At 70.4% G+C, this 14,786-nt stretch carries 11 protein-coding genes; 3 read left to right on the top strand and 8 right to left on the bottom strand.

Annotated elements, in window-relative coordinates; genetic code table 11:
• Positions 1-49: 49 nt before the first annotated feature.
• Together H343_RS0126040 and pta are read right to left on the bottom strand one after the other, a co-directional pair.
• Positions 50-1,336 (bottom strand): acetate kinase, encoded by a 1,287-nt coding sequence (locus H343_RS0126040; protein WP_028433523.1) that lies wholly within the window; start codon positions 1,334-1,336, stop codon positions 50-52.
• A gap of 117 nt (positions 1,337-1,453) precedes the next feature.
• Positions 1,454-3,595 (bottom strand): phosphate acetyltransferase, encoded by a 2,142-nt coding sequence (pta, locus tag H343_RS0126035; RefSeq protein ID WP_028433522.1) that lies wholly within the window; start codon positions 3,593-3,595, stop codon positions 1,454-1,456.
• A 315-nt stretch (positions 3,596-3,910) separates the two neighbouring features.
• On the opposite strand from pta, the gene H343_RS0126030 reads away from it, so the two are divergent.
• Positions 3,911-4,936: an ATP-dependent 6-phosphofructokinase gene (locus tag H343_RS0126030; RefSeq protein ID WP_028433521.1), complete on the top strand. Its 1,026-nt coding sequence runs from the start codon at positions 3,911-3,913 to the stop codon at positions 4,934-4,936.
• Between the two features lie 77 nt (positions 4,937-5,013).
• Here the strand turns inward: H343_RS0126030 and H343_RS0126025 are convergent, their stop codons facing one another.
• The 4 genes from H343_RS0126025 to H343_RS0126010 all read right to left on the bottom strand — a co-directional run bounded on the left by H343_RS0126025 (position 5,014) and on the right by H343_RS0126010 (position 9,543).
• Positions 5,014-5,943 carry a carbohydrate ABC transporter permease gene (locus H343_RS0126025; protein ID WP_051266047.1) on the bottom strand — a complete coding sequence of 310 codons (930 nt, stop codon included), beginning with the start codon at positions 5,941-5,943 and terminating at the stop codon, positions 5,014-5,016.
• 6 nt (positions 5,944-5,949) lie between these two features.
• Complete coding sequence (locus tag H343_RS0126020; protein ID WP_051266044.1) at positions 5,950-6,888, bottom strand: carbohydrate ABC transporter permease; 939 nt, start codon at positions 6,886-6,888, stop codon at positions 5,950-5,952.
• Positions 6,885-8,249, bottom strand: a complete 1,365-nt coding sequence (locus H343_RS0126015) for an extracellular solute-binding protein (protein WP_199778998.1) — start codon at positions 8,247-8,249, stop codon at positions 6,885-6,887. The genes H343_RS0126020 and H343_RS0126015 overlap by 4 nt, the downstream gene beginning before the upstream one ends.
• Before the next feature lie 205 nt (positions 8,250-8,454).
• Positions 8,455-9,543, bottom strand: a complete 1,089-nt coding sequence (locus H343_RS0126010; RefSeq protein WP_037905140.1) for a chitinase — start codon at positions 9,541-9,543, stop codon at positions 8,455-8,457.
• A gap of 271 nt (positions 9,544-9,814) precedes the next feature.
• On the opposite strand from H343_RS0126010, the gene H343_RS0126005 reads away from it, so the two are divergent.
• A complete protein-coding gene (locus H343_RS0126005) occupies positions 9,815-10,555 on the top strand; it encodes a peptidase E (protein ID WP_028433516.1) in 741 nt (246 codons plus the stop codon).
• Positions 10,556-10,585: 30 nt separating this feature from the next.
• On the opposite strand, the gene H343_RS0126000 is transcribed toward H343_RS0126005, so the two are convergent.
• Both H343_RS0126000 and H343_RS0125995 read right to left on the bottom strand, forming a co-directional pair.
• Positions 10,586-11,302, bottom strand: coding sequence for a response regulator (locus tag H343_RS0126000; RefSeq protein ID WP_486587054.1), 717 nt, complete (start codon positions 11,300-11,302; stop codon positions 10,586-10,588).
• On the bottom strand, positions 11,299-13,203 hold the full coding sequence (locus H343_RS0125995; RefSeq protein ID WP_028433514.1) for a sensor histidine kinase: 1,905 nt from the start codon (positions 13,201-13,203) through the stop codon (positions 11,299-11,301). The genes H343_RS0126000 and H343_RS0125995 overlap by 4 nt, the downstream gene beginning before the upstream one ends.
• A gap of 138 nt (positions 13,204-13,341) precedes the next feature.
• Between H343_RS0125995 and H343_RS0125990 the strand changes: the two genes are divergently transcribed.
• Positions 13,342-14,766, top strand: coding sequence for a cation:dicarboxylate symporter family transporter (locus H343_RS0125990; protein ID WP_486587053.1), 1,425 nt, complete (start codon positions 13,342-13,344; stop codon positions 14,764-14,766).
• The last annotated feature ends 20 nt before the right edge of the window (positions 14,767-14,786 follow it).

Here is a 14,786-nt window from a genome sequence, read left to right as displayed (position 1 = left end):
ACGGTTTGTTCAGATGCGAAACGAATCGGGGGTGAAGTGGATCACGCTGTCAGCCGGGATGCTGCTCCGGCCCTTCACCGGTGACCAGCGCATAGGTCTGCTGTGCGATCTCCAGCTCCTCGTCGGTCGGTACGACCGCCACTGCGACCCGTGCGTCCGGGGGCGAGATCAGCCGGGCCCCTCGCGCCGCCGGTCCCTCCGCGTCGTTCAGACGGGGGTCGACGGACAGGCCCAGCCCCTCCAGACCGGCGAGGGCGGCACTGCGTACCGGAGCTGAATTCTCGCCCACTCCGGCGGTGAAGGCCACGGCGTCGAGGCGGCCGAGCACGGCGGAGTAGGCGCCGATGTACTTCTTGAGCCGGTGGATGTAGACGTCGAAGGCGAGCTGCGCGCTCCTGTCACCCTCCCCGGTCCGGCGGAGGATCTCCCGCATGTCGTTGTCCCCGCACAGCCCGGCCAGACCGCTCCGCCTGTTCAGCAGTTCGTCGACCCCGTCCACGCTCATGCCCGCCTCCCTCACCAGATGGAAGACCACTGCCGGGTCCAGGTCACCGGAGCGGGTGCCCATCACCAGGCCCTCCAGCGGCGTGAGCCCCATCGAGGTGTCCACGCAGCGGCCGGCCTCGACGGCGGAGGCGGAGGCCCCGTTGCCCAGGTGCAGCACGATCACATTGACCTGTGAGGGGTCCTTGCCGAGCAGCCGCGCCGTCCTGCGGGAGACGTATGCGTGCGAGGTGCCGTGGAAGCCGTAGCGGCGGACGCGGTGGGCGTCGGCGGTCCGTGTCTCGATGGCGTAGCGGGCGGCGTGCTCCGGCATCGTCGTGTGGAAGGTGGTGTCGAAGACGGCCACCTGCGGCAGACGGGGGTTCAGCGCCCGTGCGGTGGTGATGCCGGTGAGGTTGGCGGGATTGTGCAGCGGGGCGAGCGGGATCAGGTTCCTGATCTCCTCGACCACCGCGTCGTCGATGAGCGTGGGCCGGGTGAAGGACCGGCCGCCGTGCACCACGCGGTGCCCGATCGCGGCGAGTCCGGGGGAGTCCAGGCCCGTCCCGTCACTCCTCAGCTCGTCCGCGACGGCGCGCAGCGCGGCGTCGTGGTCCGCGAACTGCTCGACGCGCTCGCGCTGTTCACCTTGCGGAGGCGCCGTGGCCGCTTCTCCGGTGGTGTCCGGCCTCTCGCTGCCGGAGGCGGGGCCGGTGTGTGTCAGCCGGGACTGCCGCTCGCCGATGCGCTCCACGAGGCCGGCGGCCAGCCGGGAGCCGTCCGCCATCTCCAGCAGCTGGTACTTGACCGACGAGGAGCCTGAGTTGAGTACGAGGACGCGGGTGGCTTTCACGGTCGGGCTCTGCTTTCTGCGGGAACCGGCGGGCGGGGGCTTGCGGCGGCGGGTCGGCGCCGAGGTGGTCGCGGCGCTCGCGGGCCGCTCATGACGCGCAGGGCGCTCACGGCGGCCTCATGCGTCCGGAGGAGGCGGGAGCCTGTTCTGCTGCGCCTGGATCGCGGTGATCGCGACGGTGTTGATGATGTCGGAGACCAGCGCGCCGCGCGAGAGGTCGTTGACAGGTTTGCGCAGGCCCTGCAGGACCGGGCCGACGGCCACCGCGCCCGCCGAGCGCTGCACGGCCTTGTAGGTGTTGTTGCCGGTGTTGAGGTCGGGGAAGATCAGCACGGTCGCCCTGCCCGCGACCTGGGAGCCGGGAAGCTTGGCCGAGGCGACCGAGGGATCGACGGCGGCGTCGTACTGGATCGGCCCCTCCACCGGCAGGTCCCCGCGGCGCCGGCGGACCAGCTCCGTCGCCTCGCGCACCTTGTCCACGTCGGCGCCCGAGCCGGAGCTGCCCGTCGAGTACGAGAGCATCGCGATCCGCGGCTCGACGCCGAACATCTCCGCCGTCGTCGCCGACTGCACGGCGATGTCGGCCAGTTGCCCGGCGTCCGGGTCGGGGTTGACCGCGCAGTCGCCATAGACGAGGACGCGGTCGGCCAGGCACATGAAGAACACCGAGGAGACGATCGAGGCGTCGGGGCGGGTCTTGATCACTTCGAAGGCGGGCCGCACCGTCGCCGCCGTCGAGTGCGCAGCCCCGGAGACCATGCCGTCCGCCAGGCCCTCACGCACCATGAGCGTCCCGAAGTAGGAGACGTCGGCGACGACGTCGTGGGCGAGTTCGAAGGTGACGCCCTTGTGGGCGCGCAGCTTCGCGTACTGCTCCGCGAAGCGCTCCCGCAGCGGCGAGGTCTGCGGGTCGACGATGCGCGCCGACGCCTGGGAGGCGGTGGGCAGTTCGCCCTCGCCGAGGGGCGTGAGGTCGATGCCGAGTTCGGCGGTGTGCCTGCGTACGGATGCGGGGTCGCCCAGGAGCGTCAGATCGCAGACGTTGCGCCGCAGCAGCACTTCGGCGGCGCGCAGCACCCGCTCCTCACCGCCCTCGGGCAGCACGATGTGGCGGCGGTACGCCCGCGAACGCTCCACCAGGCCGTGCTCGAACATCATCGGCGTGACGCGCCCCCCGCGTTCGACCGCGAGCCGGTCGGTGAGCTGCACGGTGTCGACATGCCGTTCGAAGAGGCCGAGAGCGATCTCCGCCTTGCGCGGGGTCGCCGCCGTCAGCTTCCCCTCCAGCGCGAACAGCTCCGCGGCCGTCGGGAACGAGCCGCCCGGTACGGCGAGGACAGGCGTCCCCGGTGCGAGTCGGGCGGCCAGCGCCATCGTCTCGTCCCCCGGGCGGGCGCCGAGCGTGAGCACGACGCCCGCGATGGCGGGCGAACCGGCGGTGTGCGCCGCCAGCGCCCCCACGACCAGGTCGGCGCGGTCCCCGGGGGTGATCACCATGCAGCCCTCGGTCAGCGCGGGCAGGAAGACCGGCAGGTGGGCGCCGCCGAAGACGAAGTCCCGCACGTCACGGCCGAGCCCCGCCGGGTCGCCCAGCAGCATCTCGGCGCCGAGCCTGTCCCGTACCTGCGCGACCGTCGGCGCGGAGAGCGCCGGGTCCTCCGGCACCACGTAGACCGGCTCGGGCAGCCGGCCTTCCAGCAGAGCGGCGGCAGAGGGCGCCTCGGACTCCCGGACCCGGTTGGCGACGGTCGCCATGACGTGACAGCCCAGCGAGGCGAAGGCGTGGCGGGCGTTGCGCACCTCCGAGGCCACGGACTCCGCGCTCTGGTGCCTGCCGGAGACGACGGGCAGGGCGGAAGCGCCGAACTCGTTGGCGAGCCGGGCGTTGAAGGCCAGCTCGGAGGGGAGCTGGCTGTCGGCGTAGTCGGTGCCCAGGACGAGTACGGCGTCGTAGTCGTCCGCGACGGAGTGGAAGCGCTCGACGAGGCGGGAGACCAGCTCGTCCGCGCCCTGCTCGGCCTGGAGCGCCGCCGCCTCCTCGTAGGTCGTGCCGAAGACGGTGCCGGGGGGCTGGGTGAGGCGGTACCGGCTGCGCAGCAGGTCGTAGAGGCGGTCGCCTCCCGGGGAGGCGTCGTGCACCAGCGGCCGGAAGACCCCCACCCGGTCCACCTGGCGGGTCAGGAGCTCCATCACTCCCAGTTCGACGACCTGGCGGCCGTCACCGCGGCCGATTCCGGTCACGTACACGCTGCGCGTCACGCGTGTCCTTCCTCTCGTCGCGGGGCACGGCAGGCCGGTGGCCGCGCCGGGCCGTGAAAAGCCGGCACCGGGCGGATTCCCCCGGCGCCCTCATGTACGACGCACGTATTCCCTTGACAATACCTGCGGACCTGGGTAAACGCCCCTGTCGGGGCGGGCGGGCGCGCGGCCGGAGGTGCGGGCGAAGGGGTCCGGTGGGCGGACGGACGGTGCGGCATGTGTTCAACACATGAAACACTCGCCCTCGGCTCACCCATGGACCAAGAAGCGGCACGCACCTCGCGGGCCACTCACCGACCAGGAGACAGAACCCCCATGCGCATCGGAGTCCTCACGGCAGGCGGCGACTGCCCCGGCCTGAACGCCGTGATCCGTTCCGTCGTCCACAGGGCCGTGCACGACCGCAACGACGAAGTCATCGGCTTCGAGGACGGATTCACGGGGCTCCTCGACGGCCGTTACCGTTCCCTCGACATCAACTCGGTCTCCGGCATCCTCGCCCGCGGCGGCACCATCCTGGGCTCCGCCCGGCTGGAGCGCGACCGCCTGCGCGAAGCGTGCGAGAACTCCGAGGAACTCATCGACCGCATCGGTCTGGACGCCCTCATCCCGATCGGCGGCGAGGGCACCCTGACCGCCGCGCGCATGCTCGCCGACGCGGGCCTGCCGGTCGTCGGCGTCCCCAAGACCATCGACAACGACATCTCCGCGACCGACCGCACCTTCGGCTTCGACACCGCGGTCGGCGTCGCCACCGAGGCCATGGACCGGCTCAAGACCACGGCCGAGTCCCACCAGCGCGTGATGGTCGTCGAAGTCATGGGACGGCACGCGGGATGGATCGCCCTGGAGGCCGGCATGGCGGCGGGCGCGCACGGCATCTGCATCCCCGAGCGGCCCTTCGAAGTCGACGATCTGGTGAAGATGGTCGAGGAGCGCTTCTCCCGCGACAAGAAGTTCGCGCTCATCTGCGTCGCCGAGGGCGCGCACCCGGCCGAGGGCTCCATGCCGTACGAGAAGGGTGTCATCGACCAGTACGGCCACGAGCGCTTCGTCGGCATCGGCAACCGGCTCGCCAGCGAGCTGGAGCACCGGCTGGGCAAGGAGGCCAAGCCGGTCATCCTCGGCCACGTGCAGCGCGGCGGGACGCCCACCGCGTACGACCGCGTGCTGGCGACCCGCTTCGGCTGGCACGCCGTCGAGGCCGCGCACCGCGGCGACTTCGGCCGGATGACCGCGCTGCGCGGCACGGAGATCGTGATGACGCCGCTGGCCAACGCGGTGCACCAGCTCAAGCGGGTGCCGCAGGACCGCATGGACGAGGCCGAGTCGGTCTACTGACACGGCCGGACCGGACCGACCGGCCGGCCCGCCCCCGGCCGGTCGGCCGCGGGCGGGTCTGCGGTGGTCTCCGGTGTTCAGCCCTTGACCGCGCCCCCCAGCGTGAAGCCGCCGCCCAGGCGCTTGGCGATGAGGATGTAGAGCAGCAGCACCGGCGTCGAGTAGAGGATGGAGAACGCCGCGAGCTCGCCGAAGGCGATGGAGCCGAGGTTGCCGAAGAAGGTGAAGATGCTCACCGACGCCGGCAATTGGTCGGGGCTGATGATCAGCATGAAGGGGACGAAGAAGTTCCCCCACATCATGATGAAGCTGTAGACGGTCACCACCGCGAAGCCGGGGCCCATCAGCGGCAGGATCACCTTCGTCAGAGCCTGGAACCAGCTCGCGCCGTCCGTCCAGGCCGCCTCCTCGAGCGCCACGGGGACGCCGTCCATGAAGTTCTTCATCAGCCAGACGGCGAAAGGCAGTTGGGACGTGGCCAGGAAGAAGGACGTCCCGTGCATCGTGTCGATCAGGTTGATCTGGACGAAGAGCCCGTAGACCGGGACCATGACGGCCGTGATCGGCAGGCAGGTGCTGAAGAGGATGGTCAGCAGGTACGGGCGGGAGAAGCGGGCCTTGTAGCGCGAGAGCGGGTAGGCCGCCAGCGCAGCACAGGTGACCGTCATCAGGGTGGCACTGCCGCACAGCAGCAGGCTGTTGATCATCGGCGTGAAGGTGATCTCGTCCGTCAGCACGGCTGAGAAGTTGTCCAGCGTGAGGGAGCTGGGCGGGGCGACCTTCATCGACGGGTCGGTGTCGACCGATGCGAAGATCAGCCACATCAGCGGGAGCACGAACGCCCCCACGACGACGAGCAGTCCGAGGTCGGCGGCGAGCCGCTGGCGCGTGGGCCTGCTGAGCGACGAGCCGGGGCGCAGGGAGCGGCGCGGTGCCGCTCCACGTGACTTCGCCGGCGGTGTACGGGTTCCGGCGGCCGCTTCCGGACCGGGGGACAGAGCAGTCATGCGGTCTCAGACCTCCTCGCGCATCAGGCGCAGGTAGACGACCGAGAACAGCGCACCGACGACCAGCAGAAGGAGCGCCACCGCTGTGCCGTAGCCGATGAGGGACTTGTTGAACGCCTGGTCGTACATGAAGATCGGCAGCGTCTGGCTGCGGTTGCCCGGTCCGCCGCGTGTCATGGCCCAGATCAGCCCGAAGACGGAGAGCGTCTGCAGGGTGTTGAGCATCAGGTTGGTGCCGATGGAGCGGCGGATCATCGGCAGGGTGATGCGCCACAGCCGCTGCCAGGCGCCGGCGCCGTCCACCTCGGCCGATTCGGTGACCTCTTTGGGGATCTCGGAGAGGGCCGCCGAGTAGACCAGCATCGAGAAGGCCGTGCCGCGCCAGACGTTGGCGAAGGAGACGGCGAGGATCGGCAGCGTGAACAGCCAGTTCTGCGACGGCAGATGGAGCCACGCCAGGATCTCGTTGAGCGTGCCCTCCTTGCTGAAGAAGGTGTAGAGCAGAAAGCCCGCCACGACCTCCGGGAGCACCCAGGCGCTGATGACGACGGCACCGGTCACCGACCGCACGAACTTCGTCGAGCGTGCCATCAGGGCGGCCAGCGCCAGGCCGAGCGTGTTCTGGCCCAGGATGGAGGAGATGAGGGTGAAGACCAGCGTGAGGACGACGGAGTTGCGGAAGTTCTCGTCCCCGAAGGCCCGCTTGAAGTTGTCGAAGCCGACGAACGAGGCCTCCGCCTGCCCCGTCAGCTGCATGTCGGTGAAGGCGATGTACGCGCAGTAGGCGATGGGCCCGGCGAGGAAGAGGAGCAGCAGGAGGGTGGCGGGGGCGATGGGCAGCCAGCGCCAGATGCCGCGCTGATTGCCGCGCGGTCCGCGTGCCGTGCTGCTCCCGCCCCCGCCGGGCCCCTTCGCGACGGGCGCTGCGAGGTCGGTGGTGCTCACTTGGCCGTGACCGCTCCGTCAGTGATCGAACCGAGTTGCTCGTCATAGGACTTGGCGGCTTCCCCGACCGAGGAGTCGCCGGTCGTCACCGCTTCCATGGCTTCGGTGATCGCGGTGGAGACCTGCGGGTAGACCGGCAGCGTGGGGCGGTACTCGCTGTGTTCGACCCGCTCGGTGAAGAACTTGATGCCCGGCATCGAGTTGAGGTACTTCGGGTCGGCCGCGACGTCCTTGCGTACGGCGATCTGCGCGCCACGCACGCACCACTCGACGGCGTTCTTCCGGCTCTGCATGCTCTGGATCATCTTCCAGGCCAGATCGGGGTTCTTGGACTTCTGGGGGATCGACCACGTCCACCCGCCGGACATGCTCACCTCGCCCGGTGCCTGCCCGTTCTGCGTCGGCATCGGGGCCATGCCCATCGTCTCGTCCCACTCCGGCCACGGGCTGCCGCCGGTCTTGAGCCACTGCTGGCCGAGCCAGGAGCCGTCGACGGCTATGGCGAGCTTCTCGTTGGGCAGCAGGTCGGTGACGACCTTGGTCTGGATGGTCGGGCTGAGCGCCTGGTCGACCTCGGGACCGAGGTCGTCGCCGTAGACGGTCTCGACGAACTCCAGGCTGTCCTTGAATCCCTGGCTTCCCTTGACCCACTTCTTCGACTTCTCGTCGTAGAGGGGGTCCTGGCCGGTGCCGTAGAGCAGCATCTCGAAGCCCTGCATGGCGGCGGCCTCGCCGGCCGCCTTGCCCGTGAAGACGTTCAGCGGGATCTTGTCCGGGACCTCCTTCTTGACGGTGCGGGCGGCCTCCAGCACCTCGTCCCAGGTCTTGGGCTTCCAGTCCGTGGGCAGCCCGGCCTTCTTGAAGATGTTCTTGTTGAACCACAGGGCGCGGGTGTCGGTGCCGTCGGGTACGCCGTAGGTCTTGCCGTCCTCCGCCTTGGCGGCGGTCTTTGCGGCCGGCTCGAACTGCTCCCAGTCCTTCCACTTGCCGATGTAGTCGTCCAGCGGGCGCAGATAGCCGCTCTTGATGTCGGAGTTGATGAGGAAGGTGTCCTCGTAGACCAGATCTGGCGCGGTCTTGGGGGAGCGCATCATCTGCTGGAGCTTGGAGTAGTAGTCCTGCTGCGACGCCTGGATCGGGATGATCTCGACCTTCTTGCCCTTGTTCTTCTTCTCGAACTCCTCGGCCATGTCCTTCACGTAGTCGTCGCGGACGGTGACCTTGTTGTCCGTGTCCTTGGGAAAGGCGATCTTGATCGTGTTCGGGTCGCTGCCGGAGCCCCCGCCGCAGGCGGTGAGTGTGCCTGCGGCGAGGACTGCGGCGATGCTGAGAGCCAGCGGGGTGGCGGGACGCACGGGCATGACGGGCCTGACCTCCTCGGGCCACGGCCGGGGCGGCGCCGGAGGCCGCAGGCCGCGTCGGGCTTGCTTTGTCCGTACAATCGCCCGTCCCTTGTCCCCGGGTCAATGGCCGTGCAGAGACGCAGTTCAACTCCGTGACAACGTTGTTATCAACGCTGTCGGCGGGCCGATCGTCCCTGGCGGCCGGGGGACGGCGCCCCGTGTCTCAACCTGTGTACCCCGCAAGGATTTTGGAGAATTCCCAGGGCTGCTGGTCCACTCCGCTGCAGGAGTCGGCGCCGCCGCCGTCGCACGGGCGGTCGCGGTTGACGGACCAGAAGCTCGCCCGCGCCAGGTGGTGTTCCTCGGCGTAGTCGACCATCGACCGGAAGTCCGCCGGGGAGACGGACTCGCCCTCGACGTCGGTGACACCGTTCATCGAGGAGAAGCCGACCTTGCCGTAGGCCTCCTCGGTGGAGATGCCGTAAGCGGCGCCGACGGCCTGGGCGAGACCGTCCACGGCGGAGCGTGTGGCCGCCGCCAGATCGGTCGTGCCGTCGCCGAAGTCGAAGGGCATGACGGTCCAGCCGTCCACGTCCAGCCCGGCGTCCGCGCCCTTCTGGATCAGGTCCGTGCCGTTGGCGTTGGGGCCCTGCGGGGTGGTGCCGAAGGTCAGATAGACCTTGATGCCCTCGTTGGAGTCCTTGACGATCTTCAGGGCGTCGATGACGCGCTGCCGGGCCTCGGGGTTCTCGAACTCGGTGGACTCGATGTCGACGTCGATCGACTTCAGTCCGTACGCGTCGATGACCTTCTGGTACGCGCCGGCGAGCTGCCCGGCGTCGGCGCACACCTCGCCCAGCTTGCTTCCGCTCCAGCCGCCGATGGACGGGGTGATGTCGCCGCCCGCGGCCTGTACGGCCTCGATGGTCTGCTCGTCCTGGCCGCCGGCCAGCGGCCTGCTGCCGTCCCACGCGGGCGAACAGCCGCCGTCGGAGAGGATGAAGGCCATGGTGAGCTGGGTGAGGCCGGTCTCGTTCATGAGCTGCACGGCGTCCGGCGGGTTGCCCCAGCCGAGGTAGAGGTAGGGGCCGTTGAGGCCGCTCGGGGCCGCTGCTCCCGGCCGGGCAGGGATCTGGTCCCGGTCGGCGGCCGGTTCACGGTCACCGGTCCGGGCCCGGGTCTGGTCCTGGTGGACGGTCTCGTGCGAAGTGCCGGGTGATGCCTGCGCGTTGGCGGTGAGGGCACCTGTGCCGACGAGGGCGGCGGCGAGTGCGAGCGCGATACGGCCGCGTGGCGCGATGTGGGGGCGCACGTCAAGCTCCTGTCGAAAGGCGGATTCCGTGGTGTGGAGCCGTACTTGAAGCGTGGTGCGGTTCCGCACGCTAGCGCGCCGGGATTGGTCCAGACAATAGAACGGTAAGGAAAGGTTCCAGTCGAACGCCGTGGTCCCCCTCCCGAGCCTCTCCTGGCGTGTCTCTCCTCCCGTGACGGACGCCCGACCCTGCGGCACGGCCCGCGAGTTGGGCGCCGAGCGCCGTGCGGTACGGCCACGCCCCCGGCACCGCACCGGTAGGCTCGCGGCCATGCCGGCTGATGAACCCACCGTTCTCGCCACCTCCGGAGGCCACCGCCTCGGTGAACGCACCATGGTCGCCTTCGACTCCCTCGTGCATCACGCCGTCGAACTCTCCGGAGCACACGGCCGCCGCCCGCGGCTGATGTACGTGGGCACGGCGATCGGCGACGCGGAGCACTTCACGGCCCGCATGACCGAGGCCGCACGCGTCGCCGGTTTCGACCTCACACCGCTCCACCTGTTCCCCATGCCGAACCTGGAGGACGTCGAAGGCGCCGTGCTCGGCCAGGACGTCGTATGGGTCATGGGCGGTTCTGCCGCGAACATGCTGGCTGTGTGGCGAGTGCACGGACTCGATGTGGTCCTCCGCCGGGCGTGGGAGGCCGGTGTCGTGCTCAGCGGTGTCAGCGCGGGGTCGCTGTGCTGGTTCGAGGGTGGCACCACGGACTCCTACGGCCCCCGGCTGCGGCCGTTCACCGACGGGCTGGGCCTCCTGCCCTACGGGAACGGCGTCCACTACGACAGCGACAAGCAGCGTCGCCCACTGGTGCACCGGCTCGTCGCGGACGGCACCCTGCCGGAGACGCACTGCACCGACGACGGAGTGGGTCTCGTCTACCGGGGGACGCGGCTGGTCGAAGCGGTCGGCGAAGTGGCCGGAAAAGGGGCGTACTCCGTCGTGCGTGAGGGCGCGACGGCCGTCGAGGAGCGCATCGAGCCCCGGCGTCTGCCCGGGCCGCCGCGCTGACGAGCGGCTCAGGACCGGCTGCGGACCGGCTCAGCCGGTCCAGCGGTAGCACAGCTCCGGACGCCCCACCTGCCCGTACTGGGGATTGCGCGCCGCGCTTCCGCCCTCGACCAGATGCTCCAGATAGCGCCTCGCGGTGATCCTGTTGACGCCGAGCCGCTCCGCCGCCGCGCCGGCGGTCAGCCCGTCCCCGCCCGCGTCGCGCAGCGCCTGAGTGACGGTCTCCAGCGTCGCCGCGCTCAGCCCCTTGGGCAGCGTGGACGTCTCAGGCGCCGCCCGCAGCGCCGACAGTGCCCTGTCCACCTCCGCCTGGCTGCCCGCCTCGCCGTCGGCCGATCTTGTCGTGATCCGGAACTCGGCGTAGCGGCGGAGCCGTTCACGCAGGGTCGGAAACGTGAACGGTTTCAGCACGTGCTGCACGACGCCCAGCGAGACCCCCTCCCTGATGACGGTCAGATCGCGTGCCGAGGTCACGGCGAAGACGTCGGTGGTACGCCCCGCCGCCCGCAGCGCCCTCAGCAGGGCCAGGCCGCTTCCGTCCGGCAGGAAGAGGTCGAGCAGGATCAGGTCGACCGGCAGCCGCTCCAGCGCGCGCACCGCCTCCGCCCGCGAGTGCACGACGGCCGCGACCGCGAAGCCGGGCACCCGTGAGACGTACAGTGCGTGCGCGTCGGCGGCGAGCGGGTCGTCCTCGACGACCAGGACCTGGATCGGCTGCCGCCCGCCTGGCTGTTCCGGTCCGCTCACTCCGCCTCCCGCAGGGGAAGACGGACGGCGAACTCGGCGCCGCCCTCCGGTGACGTACCGACCGAGACGGTGCCGCCGTGCCGGTGCACGGTCTGCCGTACCAGTGCCAGGCCGAGTCCGCGTCCGGCCCCCGGTGCGGTCTTGGTGGTCCAGCCGCGCCGGAAGACCGTCTCCGCGTCCTCGGGCGAGATGCCGGGGCCGCTGTCCGTGACCCGTACGAGCAGCGTGCTGCCGCCGTGCGCGTCCGTCTCGCAGCGCACGCCGACACCGACCCGGGGGGAGGAGGGGGGAGAGGGGGCGCCCGGTGCTGTCCGGCCGTCCGTGCCGGGGCGGACGGGGGGCGTGGCGCCCTGCTCGGAGGGGGCTCCGGTCGGAGCGGTGGCCGGAGCGGATGTGGGAGCGGACGCCGTGGCCGGAGCGGGGACCGGGGCAGGAACGGCCTGGGCCGGAACCGCCGCGGCCTGACGCGGGCCCGACGCCGCAGCCGCGGCGTCGACCGCGTTGTCGATCAGGTTGCCGAGGACGGTGATCAGGTCGCGGTGCGGCAGCCCGGGGGGCAGCAGCCCGTCGTCGATGCGGCTGTCGGGAGTCAGCGACAGCTCGACACCGCGTTCGTTCGCCTGCGCGGCCTTGCCCAGCAGCAGCGCCGCCAGCACCGGCTCCGCCACGGCCGCCACCACCTTGTCGGTGAGCGTCTGGGCGAGCTGGAGCTCCTCGGTGGCGAAGTCGACGGCTTCTTCGGTACGTCCCAGCTCGATCAGCGAGATCACGGTGTGCAGCCGGTTCGCCGACTCGTGCGCCTGTGAGCGCAGCGCCTCCGCGAAGCCGCGGACGGAGTCCAGCTCACCCGCGAGCGACTCGAGTTCGGTCTGGTCGCGCAGTGTCACCACCGTGCCGCGCCGCTCACCGCCGTCCACCGGCGAGGTGTTGACGACGATCACCCGGTCCGCGGTGAGGTGGAACTCGTCCACCCTGGGCTCGGCGGAGAGCAGCGCTCCCGTCAGCGCGGGCGGCAGGCCCAGCTCGTCCACGCCTCGGCCCACCACCTCCGTCTGCCCGCCCCCGTCCCGCTGCGGGGCGCCGTCGCTGTCACGGGAGGCGTCGCGGCCAGCTGTACGGCCGCCCTCCCCGCCTGTGCTCCGCACGCCCAGGCCCAGCAGTTCACGCGCTCCGTCGTTGACGAGCGCCACCCGCTTGTGCCCGTCCAGCATCAGCAGTCCCTCGCGCACGGCGTGCAGCGTCGCCTGGTGGTAGTCGTGCATGCGGCTGAGTTCCGCCGCGTTCATGCCGTGAGTGTGGCGGCGCAGCCTCGCGTTGATCACGTACGTGCCGACGCCGCCCAGCGCGAGGGCCCCGCCCGCGACGCAGAGCAGCACCGTCACTTCCCCGCGCAGTTCGGCGGTGATGGTGTCCACCGCGATGCCCGCGCTGACCAGGCCGACCACCCGGCCCTCGTCCCAGACCGGCGTGACCACGCGCACGGACGGGCCGAGCGTACCGGTGTAGGTCTCGTGGAACGTACGGCCCTGCGCGGCCTGGCCCGTGTGGCCGACGAAGCGCCCGCCGATCCGGTCCGAGTCGGGGTGCGTCCAGCGCACTCCGCGGGTGTCCATGATGGTGACGAAGGTGACGCCGGTGTCGTGCCGCACGCGCTCCGCGTACGGCTGGAGCTCCTCCTGCGGACGCGGGGTGCGGATCGCCTCCCGTACGGACGGGGAGTCCGCGACCGCCTTCGCGGTGGCGGAGGCACGCTCCCGCGCCGACTCCTCCGTCTGGACACGGTCCGTGACGTAGGCGTAGACCGCGCACCCGGCCACCAGCACGGCCACCAGCACGACCTGCATCGCGAAGAGCTGGCCGGCCAGGCTGCGCGGGCGGCGGGGTGGGCGGGGAGTAAGCATGCGGCCAGTCTGCCTCGTGGAATTTCCGTGCACGTAATGCACGCAACAGTGACGGGCGTCACCTCGCGTTGCATAGTCACCGGGACTCGTGAGGACCGAGTCAGAGCCGCAGTGACAACGCAGAACGAGGAGCCCGACGTGTCCCAGCAGCCTCCGCCGAATCCGGCGCCGCCCGTGCGGAAGAAGCGGGATCTCACCAAGTATCTCTATCTTGCCGTGATCGCTGCCGTGTTGGCAGGCGTCATCCTCGGCTTCGTCGCTCCCGAGGTGGCCAAGGAGCTGAAGCCGGTCGGCGAGGGCTTCGTCAACCTGATCAAGATGATGATCTCGCCGGTCATCTTCTGCACGATCGTGCTCGGCGTCGGTTCCGTGCGCAACGCCACCAAGGTCGGCGCCGTCGGAGGGCTCGCACTGGGCTACTTCATGGTGATGTCGACCGTCGCCCTCGCCATCGGCCTGGTCGTCGGCAACATTCTGGACCCGGGCAGCGGCCTTCAGCTGACCGATGCCGCCAGGGAGGCCGGAGCGGCCGAGGCCGGCGACAGCGAGTCGACCACGGACTTCCTGCTCGGCATCATCCCCACCACGCTCGTCTCCGCCTTCACCGAGGGCGAGGTGCTGCAGACGCTGATGGTGGCGCTGCTCGTCGGCTTCGCGCTGCAGGCCATGGGCCGCGCGGGGGAGCCGGTCCTGCGGGGCATCGGGCACATCCAGAAGCTCGTCTTCCGCGTGCTCGCCATGATCATGTGGGTCGCGCCGGTGGGCGCGTTCGGAGCCATCGCCGCCGTCGTCGGCGAGACCGGCCTGGACGCTCTGAAGGCCCTGGCCGTGATCATGGTCGGTTTCTACATCACCTGTGTCCTCTTCGTCTTCGTCGTCCTCGGCTTGCTGCTCCAGGTCGTCTCCGGCGTGAACATCTTCGCGCTGCTGAAGTACCTGGGCCGGGAGTTCCTGCTGATCGTCTCCACCTCCTCCTCCGAGTCGGCGCTGCCGCGGCTCATCGCGAAGATGGAGCACATGGGTGTCAGCCGTCCCGTGGTCGGCATCACCGTGCCGACGGGCTACTCCTTCAACCTGGACGGCACGGCCATCTACCTCACCATGGCGTCGCTCTTCATCGCCGAGGCCATGGGCGACCCGCTGACGGTGGGACAGCAGATCTCGCTGCTCGTCTTCATGATCATCGCGTCGAAGGGCGCTGCCGGTGTCACCGGCGCCGGTCTGGCCACCCTGGCGGGCGGGCTCCAGTCCCACCGGCCGGAACTTGTCGACGGCGTCGGCCTGATCGTCGGCATCGACCGCTTCATGAGCGAGGCCCGCGCCCTGACGAACTTCGCGGGCAACGCGGTGGCCACAGTGCTGGTCGGCACCTGGACCAAGGAGATCGACAAGGACCGGGTACGGGAAGTCCTCGCGGGCCAGGCACCGTTCGACGAACTGTCCATGCAGGACGGCGAACTGCCCGACGGTGACCAGGAGGGCGACCGTGACGGCGGCGCCGCGGACAGGAGCGTGCCCGAACAGCGCCCGGAGTCCGTCTCCGTGGGCAAGAGCGAGAGCTGACCCCGTGCGGGGGCATGCCC

It is taken from the genome of Streptomyces sp. TAA204 (genome assembly GCF_000424965.1).
Note: the sequence above shows the minus strand (reverse complement) of the source record. Positions and strands in the feature narration are given on the sequence as shown.

Bases quoted from the DNA above. Each gene is read 5' to 3' on its own strand.
- H343_RS0126030 (WP_028433521.1), top strand. From the start codon at position 3,911: ATGCGCATCGGAGTCCTCACGGCAGGCGGCGACTGCCCCGGCCTGAAC.
- H343_RS0126015 (WP_199778998.1), bottom strand. From the start codon at position 8,249: ATGCCCGTGCGTCCCGCCACCCCGCTGGCTCTCAGCATCGCCGCAGTC.
- H343_RS0125995 (WP_028433514.1), bottom strand. From the start codon at position 13,203: ATGCTTACTCCCCGCCCACCCCGCCGCCCGCGCAGCCTGGCCGGCCAG.
- H343_RS0126025 (WP_051266047.1), bottom strand. From the start codon at position 5,943: ATGACTGCTCTGTCCCCCGGTCCGGAAGCGGCCGCCGGAACCCGTACA.
- H343_RS0126005 (WP_028433516.1), top strand. From the start codon at position 9,815: ATGCCGGCTGATGAACCCACCGTTCTCGCCACCTCCGGAGGCCACCGC.